Origin of the sequence: Nocardiopsis coralli (genome assembly GCF_014892575.1) — a bacterium.
GTDB lineage: Bacteria > Actinomycetota > Actinomycetes > Streptosporangiales > Streptosporangiaceae > Nocardiopsis > Nocardiopsis coralli.
The window spans coordinates 17,687-35,833 of the sequence record NZ_JADBGI010000011.1 but is presented as its reverse complement, the minus strand read 5'-3'; the positions used below and the strand labels follow the sequence as shown (position 1 = coordinate 35,833).

The 18,147-nt window shown below is 71.7% G+C and carries 16 protein-coding genes and 3 tRNA genes; 8 read left to right on the top strand and 11 right to left on the bottom strand.

The window, feature by feature from the left end; genetic code table 11:
- Positions 1-2,049, bottom strand: coding sequence for a hypothetical protein (locus IDM40_RS13965; RefSeq protein WP_193122428.1), 2,049 nt, complete (start codon positions 2,047-2,049; stop codon positions 1-3).
- Between the two features lie 176 nt (positions 2,050-2,225).
- Here IDM40_RS13965 and IDM40_RS13960 point away from each other — a divergent pair, with 176 nt between their 5' ends.
- A complete protein-coding gene (locus IDM40_RS13960) occupies positions 2,226-3,023 on the top strand; it encodes a TIGR03089 family protein (RefSeq protein WP_193122427.1) in 798 nt (265 codons plus the stop codon).
- A gap of 104 nt (positions 3,024-3,127) precedes the next feature.
- Positions 3,128-4,066, top strand: a complete 939-nt coding sequence (locus IDM40_RS13955; RefSeq protein ID WP_193122426.1) for a DUF3592 domain-containing protein — start codon at positions 3,128-3,130, stop codon at positions 4,064-4,066.
- On the opposite strand, the gene IDM40_RS13950 is transcribed toward IDM40_RS13955, so the two are convergent.
- The 3 genes from IDM40_RS13950 to IDM40_RS13940 all read right to left on the bottom strand — a co-directional run bounded on the left by IDM40_RS13950 (position 4,022) and on the right by IDM40_RS13940 (position 6,732).
- A complete protein-coding gene (locus IDM40_RS13950) occupies positions 4,022-4,192 on the bottom strand; it encodes a hypothetical protein (protein WP_193122425.1) in 171 nt (56 codons plus the stop codon). The two genes, IDM40_RS13955 and IDM40_RS13950, sit on opposite strands and share 45 nt — an antisense overlap.
- A 445-nt stretch (positions 4,193-4,637) precedes the next feature.
- Positions 4,638-5,852, bottom strand: coding sequence for an amidohydrolase (locus IDM40_RS13945; RefSeq protein ID WP_193122424.1), 1,215 nt, complete (start codon positions 5,850-5,852; stop codon positions 4,638-4,640).
- A gap of 67 nt (positions 5,853-5,919) precedes the next feature.
- Entirely contained in the window at positions 5,920-6,732 is an 813-nt protein-coding gene (locus IDM40_RS13940; protein ID WP_193122423.1) for a helix-turn-helix domain-containing protein, read from the bottom strand.
- 299 nt (positions 6,733-7,031) lie between these two features.
- Here IDM40_RS13940 and IDM40_RS13935 point away from each other — a divergent pair, with 299 nt between their 5' ends.
- Together IDM40_RS13935 and IDM40_RS13930 are read left to right on the top strand one after the other, a co-directional pair.
- Positions 7,032-7,451, top strand: a complete 420-nt coding sequence (locus tag IDM40_RS13935) for a PLD nuclease N-terminal domain-containing protein (protein WP_193122556.1) — start codon at positions 7,032-7,034, stop codon at positions 7,449-7,451.
- A gap of 118 nt (positions 7,452-7,569) precedes the next feature.
- Positions 7,570-8,229 carry a peptidylprolyl isomerase gene (locus IDM40_RS13930; protein WP_235997579.1) on the top strand — a complete coding sequence of 220 codons (660 nt, stop codon included), beginning with the start codon at positions 7,570-7,572 and terminating at the stop codon, positions 8,227-8,229.
- Between the two features lie 5 nt (positions 8,230-8,234).
- Here IDM40_RS13930 and IDM40_RS13925 read toward each other — a convergent pair whose 3' ends face one another.
- Positions 8,235-9,407, bottom strand: a complete 1,173-nt coding sequence (locus IDM40_RS13925; RefSeq protein ID WP_193122422.1) for a cysteine desulfurase family protein — start codon at positions 9,405-9,407, stop codon at positions 8,235-8,237.
- Positions 9,408-9,481: 74 nt separating this feature from the next.
- Here IDM40_RS13925 and aroA point away from each other — a divergent pair, with 74 nt between their 5' ends.
- On the top strand, positions 9,482-10,774 hold the full coding sequence (aroA, locus tag IDM40_RS13920) for a 3-phosphoshikimate 1-carboxyvinyltransferase (protein ID WP_193122421.1): 1,293 nt from the start codon (positions 9,482-9,484) through the stop codon (positions 10,772-10,774).
- Positions 10,771-11,787 carry a ribosome small subunit-dependent GTPase A gene (gene rsgA / locus IDM40_RS13915; RefSeq protein WP_193122420.1) on the top strand — a complete coding sequence of 339 codons (1,017 nt, stop codon included), beginning with the start codon at positions 10,771-10,773 and terminating at the stop codon, positions 11,785-11,787. The genes aroA and rsgA overlap by 4 nt, the downstream gene beginning before the upstream one ends.
- A gap of 79 nt (positions 11,788-11,866) precedes the next feature.
- Here the strand turns inward: rsgA and IDM40_RS13910 are convergent, their stop codons facing one another.
- Positions 11,867-12,157: a DUF2087 domain-containing protein gene (locus IDM40_RS13910; protein ID WP_193122419.1), complete on the bottom strand. Its 291-nt coding sequence runs from the start codon at positions 12,155-12,157 to the stop codon at positions 11,867-11,869.
- Positions 12,158-12,182: 25 nt separating this feature from the next.
- The gene (locus IDM40_RS13905) at positions 12,183-12,788 is read right to left on the bottom strand and encodes a TetR family transcriptional regulator (protein ID WP_193122418.1); all 606 of its coding nucleotides are present in this window, start codon (positions 12,786-12,788) and stop codon (positions 12,183-12,185) included.
- 137 nt (positions 12,789-12,925) lie between these two features.
- Here IDM40_RS13905 and hisN point away from each other — a divergent pair, with 137 nt between their 5' ends.
- Complete coding sequence (gene hisN, locus IDM40_RS13900) at positions 12,926-13,732, top strand: histidinol-phosphatase (protein WP_193122417.1); 807 nt, start codon at positions 12,926-12,928, stop codon at positions 13,730-13,732.
- A gap of 82 nt (positions 13,733-13,814) precedes the next feature.
- The gene (locus tag IDM40_RS13895; RefSeq protein WP_328807022.1) at positions 13,815-14,324 is read left to right on the top strand and encodes a hypothetical protein; all 510 of its coding nucleotides are present in this window, start codon (positions 13,815-13,817) and stop codon (positions 14,322-14,324) included.
- 208 nt (positions 14,325-14,532) lie between these two features.
- On the opposite strand, the gene IDM40_RS13890 is transcribed toward IDM40_RS13895, so the two are convergent.
- The 4 genes from IDM40_RS13890 to IDM40_RS13875 form a co-directional block, all read right to left on the bottom strand.
- Positions 14,533-14,609: transfer RNA gene (locus IDM40_RS13890), tRNA-Met, on the bottom strand.
- A gap of 120 nt (positions 14,610-14,729) precedes the next feature.
- Positions 14,730-14,806: transfer RNA gene (locus IDM40_RS13885), tRNA-Met, on the bottom strand.
- 122 nt (positions 14,807-14,928) lie between these two features.
- Positions 14,929-15,005: transfer RNA gene (locus IDM40_RS13880), tRNA-Met, on the bottom strand.
- A 169-nt stretch (positions 15,006-15,174) separates the two neighbouring features.
- Complete coding sequence (locus IDM40_RS13875) at positions 15,175-18,105, bottom strand: UPF0182 family membrane protein (protein WP_193122553.1); 2,931 nt, start codon at positions 18,103-18,105, stop codon at positions 15,175-15,177.
- Positions 18,106-18,147: the final 42 nt, after the last annotated feature.

The window sequence follows — 18,147 nt, the reverse complement described above, 5'->3', positions numbered from 1 at the left end:
TCAGCGGGTGTTCTCGTCGGGCGGGACGACGGAGATCCACACGTCCCCCTCGAAACCCCAGCTCCCCGTCGGAGGTTCCATGAGGGTGCTCGGGTCCATCTCGGCCACCACCCGGAACGGGCGTTCGGGTTCGGTTCCGGTGAGTTCTTGCAGCGGTCGCCATTCCGGTCCGGCGAGCACGGCGGTGCGGTCGCGGTCGTGGATCTCTCCGACGACCCGGTCGACGTCCTCCTGCACGGGTTCGTTCATCGCGGCGGTGGGCAGGCCGCACACGTTCCGGATCAACGGCATGTAATTGCTCGCCATCCCGGAGTCAACCACGACCACCGACCCGTCCTCGGGCAGCGACGCGCACAGGTTCTCGGTCGCGGCGACGGTGCCCACGTCCTGTCTGTACCCCATGATCCCCTGCGCGGACGTGATCACGGTGGGGCCGATCATGGCCACGGACGCACCGGCGGCCACCACCGCGGGCAAGGAGGCCGACAGTGCACGGCGGTCCGGGGCGGAGGCGCGGGCGCAGTACCGGGTCAGCCAGGCCGTGAACCACACCGCGAACAGGATGAACGCCGGGATCACCAGCACGATGAGGCGCCGGCTGGCCCACGGGTGGTCGGGGGTGATGGCTGGGCGCAGCAGGGTGGTGACCACGGTCCAGCTCAGGAGCATCGCCGGGAGCAGCCACTGCGCGAGGCGGCCCTGTGCGAGCTTGCGCAGGACCAGGGCGACGCCGAAGGTCGCGAACAGGACGCTGCCCAGACCGACGTACCAGCCGACCCAGTACAGGCTGAAGTCGTAGTAGGTGCGGCTGCCCTCGACGGGCAGGCCCTCCATCTCCTGAACGGCGGCGACCCACTGGTCGGTGAAGTCGCTGCCGTGGCCGTAGTCGGGCCACAGGACGGGGCGCAGGGCCAGCCCGACCATGAGCAGGACGGCGGCGATCGCGACGGCGTTGGGCAGCCACCGCACCCGCCACACCTGGGGCAGCCCCATGCGCCAGAGCGCGGCGGTGGCGACCACGGTGAGCGCGACGACCACACCCGAGATCATCAGGAGCGGGACCAGGGAGTCCGACAGGTACTCCAGGTAGGGGTAGGAGAGCCCGTACCCGGCGTAGAGGCCCATGAGCACGCCGACGGTGAGCCCGCCCAGCATCGGGACCGCCTGGCCGCGGCGGGCGAGCAGCAGGAGCCCGAGGAACCCGACCACGGGCAGCAGGTCGCGGAGCACGTCGATGCGGGTGATCAGGGCGAGCCCGAAGACCAGCCCGGCCGCGGCTGCGAGCACGTGGGTCCGGCCCCAGCGCTCGGTGAGGCCGCTGCGCCGGGACAGGGCGTCGTAGGCCAGCACGAGCCCGCCCAGGAGCAGGATCTGTGTGACGGGCTCGCTGTAGGTGAACCGGCTGACCCACTGCTGCGGGAGGCAGACCGCCAGGACCAGCGCGGCGAGCGGGGCCCAGCGCACGCCGACCAGGCGCGCGGTGAGCCCGGCGAGGACCAGGACGCCGAGGGCGCCCAGGACCGGCGTGGTGACGAGCATCCCGGTGAGCCCGCCCAGCCAGTAACCGATGCTGGTGAGCAGCGGTGCGCCTGCCATGAACTGGGGCCAGATCACGTCGTCGCGCTCGTAGTGGGCCAGGCTCTGGTAACTGAGCGCGGGGTCGTTGCCGGCGATGAGCTCGTGCATGCGCGGGATCGGCAGGGACCCGTTCTCGGCGATCCACACCGTGTACATCGCGTAGGAGGCAGGATCGCGGCGGATCACGAGGGCCTCGGCGTGGTAGGCGATCTGCACGGCCGCGAAGACCACCACGATGAGCAGGACCAGCACGACCGGCCACCAGGGCGCGCGGTCCTCCTCCGGTTCGGGGATCAGCCGCGGGACGAGGGTGCACGCGGCGACGACGGCGGGGATGCCGAAGATCGCCGAGAGCAACGGGGTGAACGCCCCCAGGGCGAGGAGGGGGAAGGTCACCAGGAGCCAGGCGGAGACTGCGATCGCGGGGAGCGCGGTGACACGGGCGAGGAATCGTCCGGGAGACAAGCGCATGGGGTCACTCTGGCAGTTCCTGCCATCACGTGCACGCCGAGCCCCCTTTGGGCGGGACGCTCCGGCGAGAGCGGGTTCGTCCGATCGGTCCCGGAGCCGGCCCGCACGCGCGTGGCTCGGCCCGACCCCGTGGGCCGCCGGGAAGGCCACGGGGTCACCGCTCCTAAGCTGTGGGCATGTCCGACACACCTGCCGCACCGGGCCCCGCGTGGCGCGCCCTCGTGGCCGCCGACCCCGCCCGCCCCTTCGTGACCGCCTACGACGCCTCCGGCGGCCGGGTCGAGCTGTCCCGCGCCACCGTGGACAACTGGGTCTCCAAGACCTCGAACATGCTCATCGACGGCCTGGGCGCCCAACCCGGCGACCGGGTGGCCGTGGCCCTGCCCCTGCACTGGCAGTCGCTGGTGTGGCTGCTCGCGTCGTGGTCGGTGGGCGCGATCGCCGAGCCGGCCCGCCCCGGTGAGGTGCCCTCGGGCGCCCAGTTCGCGGTCGCCGACTCCGACCGGCTGGAGGCGGCGTTGGACAGCGGCGCCGAGGAGGTCGTGGGCACCTCCCTTCACCCGCTGGGCCTGCCTCTGAGCGGAACGCCGCCGATGGTCACCGACTACACCGTCGAGGTGCGCGGCCACGGCGACCACTTCGCGCACTACCCCGTGGACCCCGCGGAAGCGGCCCTGCGCACCGACCGCGAGTACACCGGCGCCGAGCTGGTGGAGGCCGGGCGCGCGCGGGCCGAGGCGTGGGACCTGGGCGAGAAGGACCGCATCGCCGTCCTGGCCGGGGAGGACGCCCCGCTGTCGGTGCTCGGCGCGGACCTCTCCCTGCTGGGCGCGGCCGTGCACGCGGGCACCCCGCTGGTGCTCACACCGGGTTCCGCCGACGGGCTCGCGCAGCGCCTGTCGACCGAGCACGTGACGGCGGCGGTGTCGGCGGACGGCACCGCGGTACCCGAGGGCGTGCGCGCCCTGGACTGAGTCCGGACCGACACGGTTCACGGAACCACGGGCCGCCCGGGGGCATCGGAACGGGGTGCGGGACCCGTCCGGGTCACCGCCCCTCCACCCCCGGGAGCCCCGCCGTGGACAACGAGCTCCTCGAAATGCTCGCCCTCCCGACCCTGGCCGCCGCGGCCGTCTCCGTGTACGCGGTGCGCGACCTGCTGCGTGTGCGTTCCCGGCAGGAGGACGCCGACGAGCTCCGCAGCCGCGGCGTTCCGGTGCGGGGTGTCGTCACGCGTGTGCACCCGCTGAATCGCAGCCCGCACGGCCACCCGGTGACCGTCCGGCTGCACGGGGCCGACGGCGCGCGCTGGGAGGCCGACGACACGAGCGGGCTGGGCGGGCACCTGGTGCGCGAGGGCACACCCGTGGAGGCGGTCCACCACCCCGACGACCCGGGGAACGTGGCGGTGCTGCGCGCGGCCCGGCCGGGTGACGGCGCCTTCTACCCGGTGAACCCGCACGGACGCCGCCCGGGCGGAGCGTCCTACACCCACGGCCTGGCCCTGCTCGGGGGCGCCGCGGTGTTCCTGCTGCTCTTCGTCCTCGTCGGGACGGGCTCGGCCGGCTTCCTCCCCCTGCTCCTGCCGCCGTTCTTCGCGGGCCTGGGGGTCGTCCTGATCGTGCGTGCGGTACAGGCGCTGCGCCGGGCCGGGCAGGTCCCGGAGCACCACACCGCGGGGGCGGAGGCGACGGTCACCGACGCCTGGTCCCGGCTCTCCGGCGGAAGGAACCAGATCCCGACGCGGGTCCACCAGCGGGTCGTGCGGTTCGTGCTGCCCGACGGCCGGGAGATCCACCGCCGCGACGGGAGCCCCGGAACCCGGTCCCCGTCCCGCGTCGGCGACCGGATCCCGGTGCGTCACGCCCCCGACGACCCCGGCGACTTCACGCTGCTCACCCCGGGGCCGCCCCGGGACCGGGCGTGGTGGGCCCCGAAGCACATCCTGCTCGGGTCCGGGATCCTGCTGGTCTCAGCGTTGGCCGGGCTGATCCTCCTGCCGGCCCTGTGGTTCTGACCGGCCGCGCGGGGCCGGGCGCCGGCGCGCCGCGCGGGACGTGCGCACCAAGCGGGCCTGCCTGGCTTCCTGCTCGCGTTCGGCGCGGTAGAGGTCGGCGGCCTGGGCGGCGAGATCGGGGTGCACGGCGGCTCCTCAACGGGGGTCGGGTTCCCGGCCGGGCCTGCGTCCCGACCTAGGGCCTGCTTGGCGAACACCCGTTACCTGCTGCGCGACGCCCCAGCGGCACTCTCGCTGCGTTCTCATCAGTCAACGGCACTTCCGGGCCGGGCCCCCGCTGTGCGATATTGCTGAGCTTGCGAAGCAGCGCACAGTAGGGGCCTCCTTCTTCGGCCTTGCGATAGCACCACTGGATACGCCCACCCGTCACCCGCCACCAACCCTCAAACGACGCCTTCGGCGCAGTAGCTGGTCGAAGCGACGGAAGGCGTCCACCAAACAGGCCCTGCTCCCAGACTCCGGCTGAGGCACCCGGTGCCACCATCGGCAGGATGCCGTAACCGCGCGGGCGGCCGCGCCTCAGTCCCTCGCGCGACCGCCCTGAGGCCCCCTCAGTCCTCGGAGCGGACCCTCAGTCCTCGCGGTAGTAGGGGTCCAGTGCCTCGCCCCGGCGGGCCTGGTCGTCCCAGGTGTAGACCTCGCGCCCGTCGACGAAGACCTGCAGCGCGCGGCTCATGACGTCCAGCGGGTCGCCTGACCACACCACGACGTCGGCGTCCAGACCCGGGCGCAGCGCCCCGACCCGGTCGTCCAGGCCCATGATCTCGGCGGGGTTCAGGGTGATGGCGCGGATCGCACTGTCGCGGTCCAGGCCCTCCTTCACGCACAGGATCGCCTGGTAGATGAGGAAGTCGATCGGGATCACCGGGTGGTCGGTGGTCAGCGCGAGCTTCACCCCGGCCCGGTCGAGGATCCCCGGGTTGGCGAGGGTCCGCTGCGACACCTCCAGCTTCGACCGGCTCGTCATGAGGGGGCCGCTGATCACCGGGATACCGCGTTCGGCGATCTCGTCGGCCAGCAGGTGGCCCTCGGTCGTGTGGTTGATGACCAGCCGGTACCCGAACTCGTCCGCGAGCCGGATCGCCGTGTGGATGTCGTCGGCCCGGTGGGTGTGCTGGCACCACGGCACCTCGCCGTCGAGCACCCGCGCCAGGACCTCCAGGGTGTTGTCCCGGTCGAAGGGCGTGCCCTCGGCGGCGGCGTGGTCGCGCTTGGCCTTGTAGTCCTGGGCCTTGGTCAGGGCGTCGCGGATCACCGCGGCCACACCCTGGCGGGTGGAGGGCAGGCGGTCCTTGTTCCCGTACACACGCTTGGGGTTCTCGCCCAGGGCGCTCTTGACGCTCGCGGGCTCCTTGAGGAGGCGGTCCTCCATGCTGCGGCCCCAGCACTTGACCGCGACGGTCTGCCCGCCGATGGGGTTGCCGGAACCGGGTTTGATGACCGAGCTCGTGACACCGCCGGCGAGCGCGTCGACAAAACCCTGGTCGGCGGGGTTGACCGCGTCGAGCGCACGCATGCGCGCGCCGTTGGGGTCGGTCATCTCGTTGGTGTCGTCGCCGGCCCAGCCGACGCTCTCCTCATGTACGCCGATGTGGCCGTGCGCCTCGACGAACCCCGGCAGCACCCACTTGCCGGCGGCGTCGACGACCCGGGCGCCCGCGGGGACGGTGACCTCGGAGTCCGGGCCGACGGCGGTGATCCGGCCGTCGGAGATGAGGACCGTGCCGCCGTCGACGGGGTCACCGTCGACGGGCACGACGTATCCGGATGTGATCGCGATATCCATGGCGCGCAACCTAGCCCACACGGGGCAGGCCGCCCAAGACCCGCGGGGTCACGACTCGGCGACCGGGTCAGTCGTCGATGGGGCGCGCGGTGAGCAGTTCGGAGTCGGGCGAGAGTTCCACCCCGACGTCCTCGATGGCGTCGCGCACCATCGTGCACCCCGCGACCTGCTCGCTCTCGGCGGTGAGCTCGCCGCCGCGGGCCCCGAACGCGTAGACCATGCTCGGCCGGTCGGCGAACTCCATGAGCCGGAACGCCTCCCCCAGGCCCGGGTGGTCCGGGGTGGCCTCCGGGATCACCGCGATCGTGACGATGCCGGCGTCGACGAGGTCGGCCAGGAACCTGCGCTGTGCGTTGAGCACCCGCACCCCGCCCTGGGGACGGCGCAGCACCGACTCGTTGAGCACCACACGCAGGCCCGGCCCGCCGGGCGCGATCATCGCCGCGCGGTGTTCCATCTCGTCGTCGACCATGAGCTCGACCTCCTCGTCGCCGAGGTGGCCCAGCCGCGGTTTGATCACGGCCCTGGAGTACTCGGGCACGCGCAGGAACACCGGGATCGCGACCGGCTGGTGCTCCCACAGGTGCTGGGCGTGCACACCGAGCTCGCACAGGTCGGCGAACTCGTTCGGGAACGCCTCCGCCTGGAGTGTGATCGCCCAGGCCTCCATGAGCTGGTGTTCCGGGCCCAGGGCGGTCTCCACGCGCGCGACGAGCGAGCGCGCGGGACGGCAGTGTGCACGTTCCACCTCGCGGAGCTTGTCGTCACTGACCCCGACGGACCGGGCCAGCTCGGCCCGGGTGAGCCCGCGGTCGGAACGGGCCCGCAGGACCCGCGCCGCGAAAGGCAGCCACATCGCGGACGGCAGTGCAGTGTTCATCCGACCTCCCGGGTTCGTGGCCGGCCGGTCGGCCGGATCGGTGTACGGGCGGGTCCTGCCCGGTGCAACTCGTCCATCTCGTCGCCTCCCGCTCTTCCGGGTGTTCCCGGGTCCGCCCCGTGCGCAACCCGGTACTCTTCCGGGCCCGGACAGGACCGGGCCCGGCGGCGTGGACCGACCTTCCTCCTGTGCACACGGGAGGTCAAGGCCCGCGGTGGGTACGGCGATCCGTGATAAGTCATGACAGGGACCGCGGCCGCAGTCCCGGTCTCCTGGTGTCCCCCGATTGGAAAGTCCCCGTGGTCTACCTCGCGCTGTTCCTCGCCGTGATGTCCCTGGCCATCTGGGTGTACGCGCTGTTCGACGTGATCAGCGCGGACGCCGGGTCGACACGGCTGCTGTCCAAGCCGGTGTGGGTCGTGATCGTGCTGTTCCTGCCGAAGTTCGGCGGACTGCTGTGGTTCACCCTGGGACGCCCGCCCAGGGAGTCCCTCGTCACCACCCGGTCCCCGGCCACGACTTCGCCCTTCCCCGAATACGACCATCCGAACCGGGCTCGGGGAGCGACCCCTGAGGACGACGAGGAGTTCCTGCGCCGGTGCCGCGAGCGCGCCGAGGCCCAGCGCCGCCGGGCACGTGAGCTGCAGGAGCGGGAGGAGCAGGAGCGCCGCGAGCGGCAGGACCGCGAGCAGGACGAGGACGGTCTCGACGCGGGTTGAGAGCCGCGCCGGGCCCCTTCCGGCGCAGCGAAGGACCAAGGTCCTGTCGCGCTGCGGTGCGGGTACCGCAGTACCCTGTGGACCGCCCAGCCGCTGAACCTGACCCGGAAGTGAACCGATGACGCGCTTGACTCTCCCCGCCTCGGCCCTCCTGGCCTCCTCGGCCCTGCTGCTGACCGCGGCCTGCGGCGAAGGGTCCCCGTCGGAGCCCGAGGAACAGCCGAACGACGAGCAGACCCAGGGCGACCAGCAGAACGACGACGCCGGCCCGCCGGACGTGGACGTCTCCGACGTCGAGGGCGCCGTGCTGCACACCAGCGAGGGCGACATCGAGCTGGACCTGCACCCCGAGGACGCCCCGGTCACCGTCGCGAACTTCGTGGGGCTGTCGGAGGACGAGTTCTACGACGGCCTGATCTTCCACCGCGTCATCGACGACTTCATGGTCCAGGGCGGCGACCCCGAGGGGACCGGGCGCGGCGGCCCCGGCTACACCTTCGACGACGAGGTCGAGGCCGACCACAGCTTCGACCAGCCGGGTGTGCTGGCCATGGCCAACTCCGGCCGGACCCCCGAGGGCGACGGCACGAACGGGTCGCAGTTCTTCCTGACGGTCACCGAGACCACGCACCTGGACGGCCAGCACACGATCTTCGGGCACGTGGCCGACGACGACTCCCAGGAGGTCCTGGACACCATCGCGCAGGTGGAGACCGATTCCCAGGACCGCCCGGTCAGCGACGTGACCCTGGAGTCGGTCACCATCGAGCGCGCCTAGGCGTTTCAGTACCTGCGCTTGGCGCGGGCGGCACGCGAGCGCTCGACCGCGGGGCCGATCGCCGCGGCCAGGGCGGCCACGTCCTCCGAGGTGGAGGACCGGCCCAGGGACAGGCGCAGGCTGCTGAGCGCGGTGTCGGGGTCGGCCCCCATGGCCAGCAGCACGTGGCTGGGCTGGGCCACCCCGGCCGAGCAGGCCGAACCGGTCGAGCACGAGATGCCCTGGGCGTCCAGGAGCATGAGCAGGGCGTCGCCCTCGCAGCCGGGGAACGACAGGTGCGCGATCCCGGGCAGGCGGCCCTGGGGGTCACCGTTGACGACCACGTCCGGAACGGCCTCGCGCACACGGGCCTCGAGCTCGTCCCGCAGCGCGGACACGTGCTTGACGTGCTCCTCACGCTCGTCGACGGCCATCCCCACGGCGGTCGCCAGGCCCCGCACCAGCGCCGTGGGCACGGTCCCCGAACGCACGTCGCGTTCCTGGCCGCCGCCGTGCAGCACCGGGACCGGGGTGAGCCCGCGTGCGAGCACCAGAGCCCCGGCCCCCACGGGACCGCCGAGCTTATGGCCGCTGAGGCTGAGCGCACCGACCCCGCTCGCGGCGAAGTCGACCGGCTCGGCGCCCACGGCCTGCACGGCGTCGGTGTGCATCGGGATCCCGTACTCGGCGGCGACCTCGGCGAGCTCCCGGACCGGCTGGACCGTGCCGACCTCGTTGTTGGCCCACATGACCGAGACCAGCGCGACCGAGTCCGGGTCGCTCCCGACCGCCTCGCGCAAGGTCTCGGGGCTCACGCGCCCCAGGCGGTCCACCGGCAGGTACTCGACCTGCGCGCCCTGGTGGTCGGCGATCCACTGCGCCGGGTCGAGCGCGGCGTGGTGCTCGACCGCGCTGAGCAGCACACGCCGCCGCGCAGGGTCCTGGGCGTTGCGGGCCCAGTACAGGCCCTTGATCGCGAGGTTGTCGGCCTCGGTCCCGCCCCCGGTGAACACGACCTCGTGCGGGGTACAGCCCACGGCCGCCGCGATGCGTTCGCGTGATTCCTCGACGGTGCGGCGGGCGGCCCGGCCGTGGCCGTGCAGGGAGGAAGGGTTGCCGAGCGAGCCGAGCCCGGCCGTGACGTCGGCGGCGACCTCGGGGCGGACCCCGGTCGTGGCAGCGTGATCCAGATACACCATGTCGCCACCAAGGATACTTCGGGCGAACCGGCCGCCCGGAACCGCGGTGGCACCGTTTCCCATAACCTGGGACCATGCCTGACTCCGCATCCCCGCAGCCGTCTGCCGCCGACCACTGGCCCGCGCCCACGGCCGACCGCCCTGTGCGCGCCCGCCTGTCCCTGCCCGGTTCCAAGTCCGTGACCAACCGTGCGCTGGTGCTGGCCGCGCTGTCGGAGACCCCGTGCGTGGTCCGCCGCCCCCTGGTCAGCCGGGACAGCGACCTCATGGCGGGTGCGCTGCGTTCCCTGGGCGCGCGTGTGGAGCAGGACGGCGACGACCTGGCCGTCACCCCGGCCGACCTGCGCGGCCCGGCGTCGGTGGACGTGGGCAACGCCGGAACGGTGATGCGGTTCGTGCCCCCGATCGCGGCCCTGGCCGACGGTGACGTGCACTTCGACGGCGACCCGCGTTCGCACGAGCGCCCCGTCGGCGCGCTCCTGCAGGCCCTGCGTGCGTTGGGCGCCGACATCGACGACGGCGGCCGGGGTGCGCTGCCGATGACCGTGCACGGAACGGGGTCGCTCCCGGGCGGCGAGGTCACCCTCGACGCGTCGGGTTCCTCCCAGTTCGTGTCGGCGCTGCTGCTGAGCGGGGCGCGGTTCGAGAAGGGCCTGCGCCTGCGCCACGACGGCCCGCCGGTGCCCTCCCAGCCGCACCTGGACATGACCGTGGAGATGCTGCGCGCGGCCGGGGTCACCGTGGAGACCGGCGAGGACGAGTGGCGGGTCGAACCGGGTGCGATCCGGGTGTCGGAGATCCCCGTCGAGCCGGACCTGTCCAACGCCGGACCGTTCCTGGCAGCTGCGCTGGTCACCGGGGGCGCGGTCACCGTCGAGGACTGGCCCGAGCACACCACGCAGGCCGGCGACGCACTGCGTTCGCTGCTGGCCCGCATGGGCGGCGAGGTCGCCCGGGACGGCGGCGACCTGACCGTCTACGGCACCGGCAAGATCCGCGGGATCGACGCCGACCTGCACGACGTCGGTGAACTCACGCCGACGATCGCCGCCCTCGCCGCGCTGGCCGACAGCCCCTCGCGCCTGACCGGCGTCGCCCACCTGCGCCGCCACGAGACCGACCGGATCGCCGCGCTGGCCACGGAGATCAACCGGCTCGGCGGGCACGCGGAGGAGCTCGAGGACGGCCTGGTCATCGAGCCGCGCCCGCTGCACGGTGGTGTCTTCCACTCCTACGACGACCACCGCATGGCCACCTCCGGCGCGGTGCTCGGGCTGGCGGTCCCCGGGATCGAGGTGGAGGACATCGCCACCACCCGCAAGACCCTGCCCGACTTCCCCGGGCTCTGGGCGGAGGCCCTGTCGTGAGCCGCACGCGGGGCGGGGGCCGCCACATGGACGAACGCGACGTACGCGTGCGCGCCCGGGGCGGTTCCAAGCCCCGCACCCGCAACCGGCCCAAGCACTCCGACGCCGAGGAGGGCCTGGTCACCGCCGTGGACCGCGGCCGGTACCGGTGCCTGGTCGCCGGCGTCCCGGTGGTGGCGATGAAGGCCCGCGAACTGGGCCGCGGTTCCATCGTGGTCGGGGACCGGGTGGACGTGGTCGGCGACCTGTCGGGCAAGCCGGACACACTCGCCCGGGTCGTGCGGGTCAAGGACCGCCACTCGGTGCTGCGCCGCACCGCCGACGACACCGACCCGGTCGAGCGCATCATCGTCGCCAACGCCGACCAGCTCGCGATCGTGTGCGCCCTGGCCGACCCCGAACCGCAGCCCCGGTTCGTGGACCGCTGTCTGGTCGCCGCCTACGACGCCGGCCTGGAACCCCTGCTGTGCCTGACCAAGGCCGACCTCGGGGACCCCGGGCCGATGGTGCGCCTGTACGAACCGCTCGGCCTGCCGTACGTCGTGCTCGGTCCGGACTCGGACCCGACGGAACTGTCCGAGCGCCTCGCCGGGCGCACGACGGTGCTCGTGGGTTCCTCCGGCGTGGGAAAGTCGACGCTGGTCAACCGGTTGATCCCCGGAACCGACCGGGCCGTGGGCGGGGTCAACACCGTCACCGGCCGCGGGCGCCACACCTCGACCTCCGCGGTCGCCCTCGCCTTCGAGGGCGGATGGCTCATCGACACCCCGGGTGTGCGCAGCTTCGGGCTCGCCCACATCGCACCGGAGGAGATCGTCGCCGGGTTCCCGGAGATCGCCGAGCTCACCCCGGACTGCCCGGAGGGCTGCGCGCACCGGCCCGACTCCCCCGGCTGCGCCGTCCATGCGGCCCTGGCCGCCGGGACCCTGGACGCCGACCGGGTGTCCTCCCTGGTGCGGCTGCTCTCCAGCCGCGAGGGCGAGGACGAGGAAGAGCCCCCGGCCCTTTCCTGATTGCGAGGATCTTGCTACCAGAGCCGGGTTCAGCGCTGAGTTCGGCTCCGGTAGCAAGATCCCCGAGCGTCTGCCCTGCTCAGAGCTCGACGGTGCCGCCGCAGCGCCAGTACGCCCGCCGGTCGTGTTCGAGGAACCCCTCGGCCAACAGTCCGCCGCGTAGCGCCGCCAGGTCGGAGCCGTAGCGCAGCAGCACCGCGGTCAGCTCCGGTTCGGTGTAGCGCACGCCCGGTTCCAGGCCGCGTGCCACGTGGTCGAGCAGGACGAGCCGGTCCGGGCGCCGCACGGGCATGGCCGTGATCCGCCCGCCGGAGGTGTAGCAGTCCAGAACCTCCTGGCGGTGCCGTTCTGTGTAGGAACCGTCCCGCACGGGGGCGCTCCTCCTCTCGGTCCGCTCAACCCCGGGTGCGGCCCGCCTCGGGCAGGCCCACGCAGAGCATTCCGTGGACCACGGCCTCCACACGGCGGGCGGCCTCGTCGGGGTCGATGGGTTGCAGGGCGTAGGAGACCGTCAGGCGCAGGTTCACGTCCGCGACGGCCTCGGTCACCGAACGGTCCAGCTCGGGGCAGCTCTCGGCGAGCATGGCGGCCATGCGTTCACCGAGCACGTCCAGCAGCGGCGCGGAACGGGTGGTGACCACGGGCAGCAGTTCGCGGTCCCCGGCGACGACGGCGCGCAGGAGCGGGTTGTCGCGCAGCGAGCGCAGCACGAACCCCGTCGTGCGGCTGACGGCGTGCACGGGGTCGGACCGGTCCTCCTCCAGCAGTGCGACGACCTTGTCGAGGAGGCTGTCGGCCTCCCGCACCACGACCGCCTGCAGCAGCCCTTCCTTACTGCCGAAGACGTTGTAGAGCGTCTGCCGGGACACCTCCGCGGCCGAGGCGATGTCGGCCATGCGCTGTTGTGTCCAGCGGCCCGCCACGACCTCGGCGTAGGCGGCGTCCATGAGCCGCTCGCGCACGGGGGTGCGTTCGGCACGCTCTTCGTTCACCGGTTCCATGCCCTCCATGATCGCATCCGCCGCCGGACCGGAACCCCGGAGCCGCAAGGGTTCCGGTTCCGCCCGGTGTCACACTTGCATCACGTGCGGGTGCCCCTTTGGCCATGTTCGTTCCGGGGCGGGTAGCGTTACCGCCCATGGCGTCCTTCGACGATGATCTGCGTCTGGCCCACGTGCTCGCCGACGCTGCCGACGACATCGCTCTCAAGCGTTTCCGAGCACTCGATCTGGTGGTGGACACCAAACCCGACCTCACCCCGGTGACCGAGGCCGACCGGATGGTCGAGGAGACGCTGCGCAGTGTGCTCTCCCGCGCGCGCCCGCGCGACGCGGTGGTCGGCGAGGAGTACGGCAAGACCGGCAACAGCAACCGGGTGTGGGTCATCGACCCCATCGACGGCACCAAGAACTACGTGCGCGGGGTCCCCGTGTGGGCGACGCTCATCGCCCTGCTCGAGGGCGACCGCCCGGTGGTGGGTGTGGTCTCTGCCCCGGCGCTGCAGCGGCGCTGGTGGGCCTCCCAGGGCAACGGGACGTGGACCGGGCGCAGCCTCTCCAAGGCCTCGCGCTGCCAGGTCTCGCAGGTCGGCGAGCTCTCCGACGCCTCGCTCAGTTTTTCGTCGCTGACCGGCTGGGAGGAGCAGGGCCGCCTGGAGTCCTTCCTCGGCCTGACCCGTTCGGTGTGGCGCACGCGCGCCTACGGTGACTTCTGGTCGCACGTGATGGTCGCCGAGGGCACGGTCGACATCGCCGCCGAACCGGAACTGTCGGTGTGGGACGCCGCCCCGCTGCCGATCATCCTCGAGGAGGCCGGCGGCCGCGCCACCAACCTGCGCGGTGAGGGCTTCGAGGACAACGGGCCGCTGGTCTGCACCAACGGCGCGCTCCACGACCAGACCCTGACCTGGCTCAACGGCGGACCCACTCCGCTGCGCCCCACCTGACCCCGTCCAGGGTTCCCGGTGCCCTTCGGAACCCGGATCGTTCGGTGCTGACGGGTCGGCCCGTTGTAGTAGCGTGCACGGCGTGTTGACGACCCACCCTGTGCGGCGCCTGGCCGTGTGCGCCGCCCTGCCCCTGTTCCTGCTGGCCACCGCCTGCTCCGAGGGGCACGGCCACTCACCCGAGCAGCTCGACGCCATGATCGCCGAGGACGCACGCGAGGCGAACGGGGCCGAGGAGGACGGGCTCCCCGAGTCCCGCTTCGACCCCGACACCCTTCTGTGCGAGCCGGACGTGGACGCCGCCGGCGGGTGGCGCACGGACGTGCCCCGCCGTGCCGTCGAGGAGGGCCCCGTCGCGCTGTCCGCCCACGCCCCGGAGGACGCCGACACCACGGGCACCGAGGTCGTCGTGGTGGGACCGGACGAGGAACCCGTGACCGCTGCGGCGGCCGTCGAGGACGGCGAGGTGGCCCCCGTCGAGTTCCCCGACGACTTCGAGGGCGCCGGGCTGGCCGCGGGCACGCACACCGTCCTGTGGACCGACGAGGAGACCGGGACCGCGCTGGCCTGCGACGGCTTCGAGGCCGAGTAGGCCCGCGCCCAGCCGTACACCTCTGAGAGGGCCGTGGGCGCCCGGGACCGGCCCGGCCGGACTTACGGAGCCCCGTGGACCCGGCGGCCGCCACAACGGCCGCCCGGGGTCTGCGGGGCTCTTCTCGTGTGCGGGCCCTGCCGTGCGCGACGGCCATGACCGGACACACGAAAAAGCGCCGGGCGGAATTCTCCACCCGGCGCTTCCTTGGTAGCGGGGACAGGATTTGAACCTGCGACCTCTGGGTTATGAGCCCAGCGAGCTACCGAACTGCTCCACCCCGCGTCGATGGCCTCGAATTTCGGGCCTTGCGGCCCGGGTGCCGTATCGGTTCCCGTGAAGGGACCGGATGAGACCCACCCGTTGAATTCCCCGGAGAGCGGGATGAAATCTCTCCGGAAAACGTGGTAGCGGGGACAGGATTTGAACCTGCGACCTCTGGGTTATGAGCCCAGCGAGCTACCGAACTGCTCCACCCCGCGTCGTTGACCTCAACTTTAGGACCTTGCGGCCCGGGTGGCAAATCGGTTCCCCTTGCGGTTCGCCGAGTGAGGCCCACCCGAATGAATCCCCTCGGCCGGGGGCGAACCCCCGGCCGAGGACGTGGTAGCGGGGACAGGATTTGAACCTGCGACCTCTGGGTTATGAGCCCAGCGAGCTACCGAACTGCTCCACCCCGCGTCGGTGTGTTCTCAGCCTATCGTGCTCGCGGGACTCCCTCGAACAGTGCGGGTGTGCGGCCACTCACCCGCCCGTTCCCCGCCCGGGAACGACGGTGGGGCGGCACCCTCGACGGGTACCGCCCCACACGGAACGCTCTCGGAGCGCGGGCCCTCGGACCCCTGGGCCGTTAGTTGCCCATCTGCTCCTCGATGTCCTCCAGGGCCTCACGCACGCGCTCGTTGGCGTCGTCGTTGGACTCCTGGGCCTCCTCCAAGGCCTCCACGGCCTCGTTCAGGGCGTCGACGAGGTCCTCGTCGGTTCCGCCGGTGTCTTCGTCACCGGCCCCGGCGTCACCCTCGGCCGGGTCCTCGTCCTCGGTCCCCTCGTCGCCGGTGTCCGGCTCGGGGAGCGGGCCCTGGCCGCCCTCGAACAGGTTGTTCAGAGCCTCCTGGAGGGTGCTGCCGATGGCGACCTCCTCACCGAAGCCGACCATCACCTGCTGCAGGAGCGGGAAGGACGCAGCACCGCCGCCGCCGGCCTGGACGTACAGCGGCTCGACGTAGAGCAGACCGCCACCGAACGGCAGGGTCAGCAGGTTGCCCCGCGTGACCTCGGCCTCGGACTGCTCCAGCGGGAGCAGGACCTCACGCACATCGGCGTCGGAGTCGAAGGCGTTCTGGATCTGCCCGGGACCGAAGATCACGGTGCTCCGCGGCAGCTCCAGGAGCTGCAGCTGACCGTAGTCGTCGGAGCGCGGGTCGCTGTCCACGGCCATGAACGCCGCCAGGTTCTCACGTCCCCGCGGCACGAAGGTCGAGGTCAGCGAGAAGCTGGCCTCCTCCGCGCCCGGGAAGTTGATGGTCTGGCGGTAGGGCGGCTCGGCCTCTTCCGTCTCGTTGGTCGGGTCCTCCGGGACCTCCCAGAAGTCCTGACCGCCGTAGTAGGCGTCCGGCTCGGTCACGTGGTACTCGCGCATGATCTCGCGCTGGACCTTGAACAGGTCGTCCGGGTACCGGATGTGGTCGATGAGCTCGTCGCTCATCTCGTCCCGCGGCGTGACGATGTCCGGGAACGCACCCATCCAGGTCTCCAGGACGGGGTCGTCCTCGTCCCACTGGTACAGCTCCACCGTGCCGTCGTAGGCGTCGACGGTGGCCTTGACCGAGTTCCGGATGTAGTTGACCTCGTTGCCGGGCAGCGCGCCGACCTCCTGCACCGAACCGTCGGTGAAGGTGTCGGTCACCGCCTGGTTGAAGTCGAGCCGGTTGGCGTACGGGTAGTTGTTGGACGTGGTGTAGGCGTCCACGATCCACTTGACCTGGCCGTCGACGACCGCCGGGTACGGGCGGCTGTCGGTGGTCAGGAACGGGGCGACCTTCTGGACGCGCTCCTCCGGGTCCCGCTCGTAGATGATGCGCGAGTTGCTGTCGATCGCGCTGTTGAGCAGGATGCTCGTCTCCTGGTACTTGATCGCGTACAGGATCCGGTCGAAGAAGTTGTTCAGCGGCACGCCGCCTTCACCGTCGTAGTTGGTGTAGGCCTGCGAACCCTCGGGCTCCTCGCCCTCGCCCTCGGCGTCGGCACCCTCGCCGCCGCCTTCACCGTTGCCTTCGGTGTCGCCCTCGTTGGGCGCGCGGGACTCGTCCTCGATCGCGTCCTCGGGCGTGGGCACGTCCCCCGCGTCCTCCTCGGCGTCGAGGGGGTAGTCGTACTCGTCCTCGGCGCCGACGATGACGTACTCGGCGCCTTCGCGGCCGTAGTAGATGCGCGGCTCGTACTCGCCGGTCACCTCACTGAGCTCACCCCGCGGCGGGATGTTGTACTCGGTGAAGACCGGGCGGCCCTCGTCGTCGATGAGGTTGCCGGCCGCGCCCACCATGCCGTAGCCGTGGGTGTAGATCAGGTGCCGGTTCAGCCAGTTGTCCTGGTCGTCCGGCGGACCCTCGAGCTCGCGGACGGCGACCAGCGTGTCGGTGAGGTTGCCGTCGGTGTCCTCGTAGCGGTCGACCTCGAGCACGTCCGGGAACTGGTAGAAGCCGCGGACCTGCTGCATCTGCTGGAAGGTCTGCGAGACCACGGACGGGTCGGCCAGGCGCACGCTCGGGATCGTGTCGGCCTCTTCCGCCAGCTCCTCGGGCGTGAGCTCGGTGGTGGCGTCGTAGGTCTGCACGTCCGAGTCGGCGATCTCGTACGCCTCACGGGTGCTGTCGATGTTGCGCTGGATGTACTCGGCTTCCAGGCGCTGCTCGTTGGGGTCGACCTGGAAGTTCTGCACGATCTGCGGGTAGGCCACGCCCACGAGGACGGCGGACAGCAGCAGGAGCCCCAGGCTCGCCATCGGGACCATCGTGTTCTTGAAGTAGATGTTCGCGAAGAACAGCAGCGCGCAGATCACCGAGATGACGGTGAGGATCGTCAGCGCCGTCTTGACCGCGTTGACGTCGGTGTAGGCGGCACCGAACGTGTAACCGCGCTCGGAGAAGAGCAGGCCGTAGCGGTCGAGCCAGTAGGAGACCGCGCGCAGCAGCACGAAGAGGCCCAGGAGCACCGACAGGTGCACGCGGGCGGACGGGGTGGCACGCTGGCCGGTGTCGTTCTGCAGGCGGACGCCGCCGTACAGGTAGTGCACGACGACCGCGGCGATGAACGCCAGGATCACGGCGGCGTACAGGTACCCGAGCAGGGTCTCCAGGAACGGCAGGGTGAACGCGAAGAACCCGATGTCCATGTTGAACTCGGGGTCGGTCGCCCCGAAGTTCGTCGCGTTCATGAACTGCAGGAACGACTGCCAGTCACCGCTGGCGGCCGCACCGGCGAGGACCGCCAGGGCGCCGACGGCGATCCAGTAGAAGAGCTTGCGGTGCGGGTCGATGGACTGCCGGTAGCGGTCCAGTCCCTGCTGTTCCAGGCTGGCCGGGCGCATGGCCGGCCGGGCACGGTAGGCGAAGTAGATGCTGGCGCCGACGACGACCGCCATCACCAGACCTGCCGCGGCGAACAACAGCACACGGGTCCACAGCTCGGTCAGGAAGACCGAGGTGTAGTCGACGGACTGGAACCACTTGAAGTCGGTCCAGAAGTTGGCGGCGAACACCAGACCCGCGATGATGACGACCACGGTCGCTGCGACAGGCGCGAGCAACCTTGATCGGCGAGGCAT

Bases quoted from the DNA above. Each gene is read 5' to 3' on its own strand.
- aroA (WP_193122421.1), top strand. From the start codon at position 9,482: ATGCCTGACTCCGCATCCCCGCAGCCGTCTGCCGCCGACCACTGGCCC.
- IDM40_RS13940 (WP_193122423.1), bottom strand. From the start codon at position 6,732: ATGAACACTGCACTGCCGTCCGCGATGTGGCTGCCTTTCGCGGCGCGG.
- IDM40_RS13930 (WP_235997579.1), top strand. From the start codon at position 7,570: ATGACGCGCTTGACTCTCCCCGCCTCGGCCCTCCTGGCCTCCTCGGCC.
- IDM40_RS13905 (WP_193122418.1), bottom strand. From the start codon at position 12,788: ATGGAACCGGTGAACGAAGAGCGTGCCGAACGCACCCCCGTGCGCGAG.
- IDM40_RS13965 (WP_193122428.1), bottom strand. From the start codon at position 2,049: ATGCGCTTGTCTCCCGGACGATTCCTCGCCCGTGTCACCGCGCTCCCC.
- hisN (WP_193122417.1), top strand. From the start codon at position 12,926: ATGGCGTCCTTCGACGATGATCTGCGTCTGGCCCACGTGCTCGCCGAC.
- IDM40_RS13925 (WP_193122422.1), bottom strand. From the start codon at position 9,407: ATGGTGTATCTGGATCACGCTGCCACGACCGGGGTCCGCCCCGAGGTC.
- IDM40_RS13960 (WP_193122427.1), top strand. From the start codon at position 2,226: ATGTCCGACACACCTGCCGCACCGGGCCCCGCGTGGCGCGCCCTCGTG.
- IDM40_RS13945 (WP_193122424.1), bottom strand. From the start codon at position 5,852: ATGGATATCGCGATCACATCCGGATACGTCGTGCCCGTCGACGGTGAC.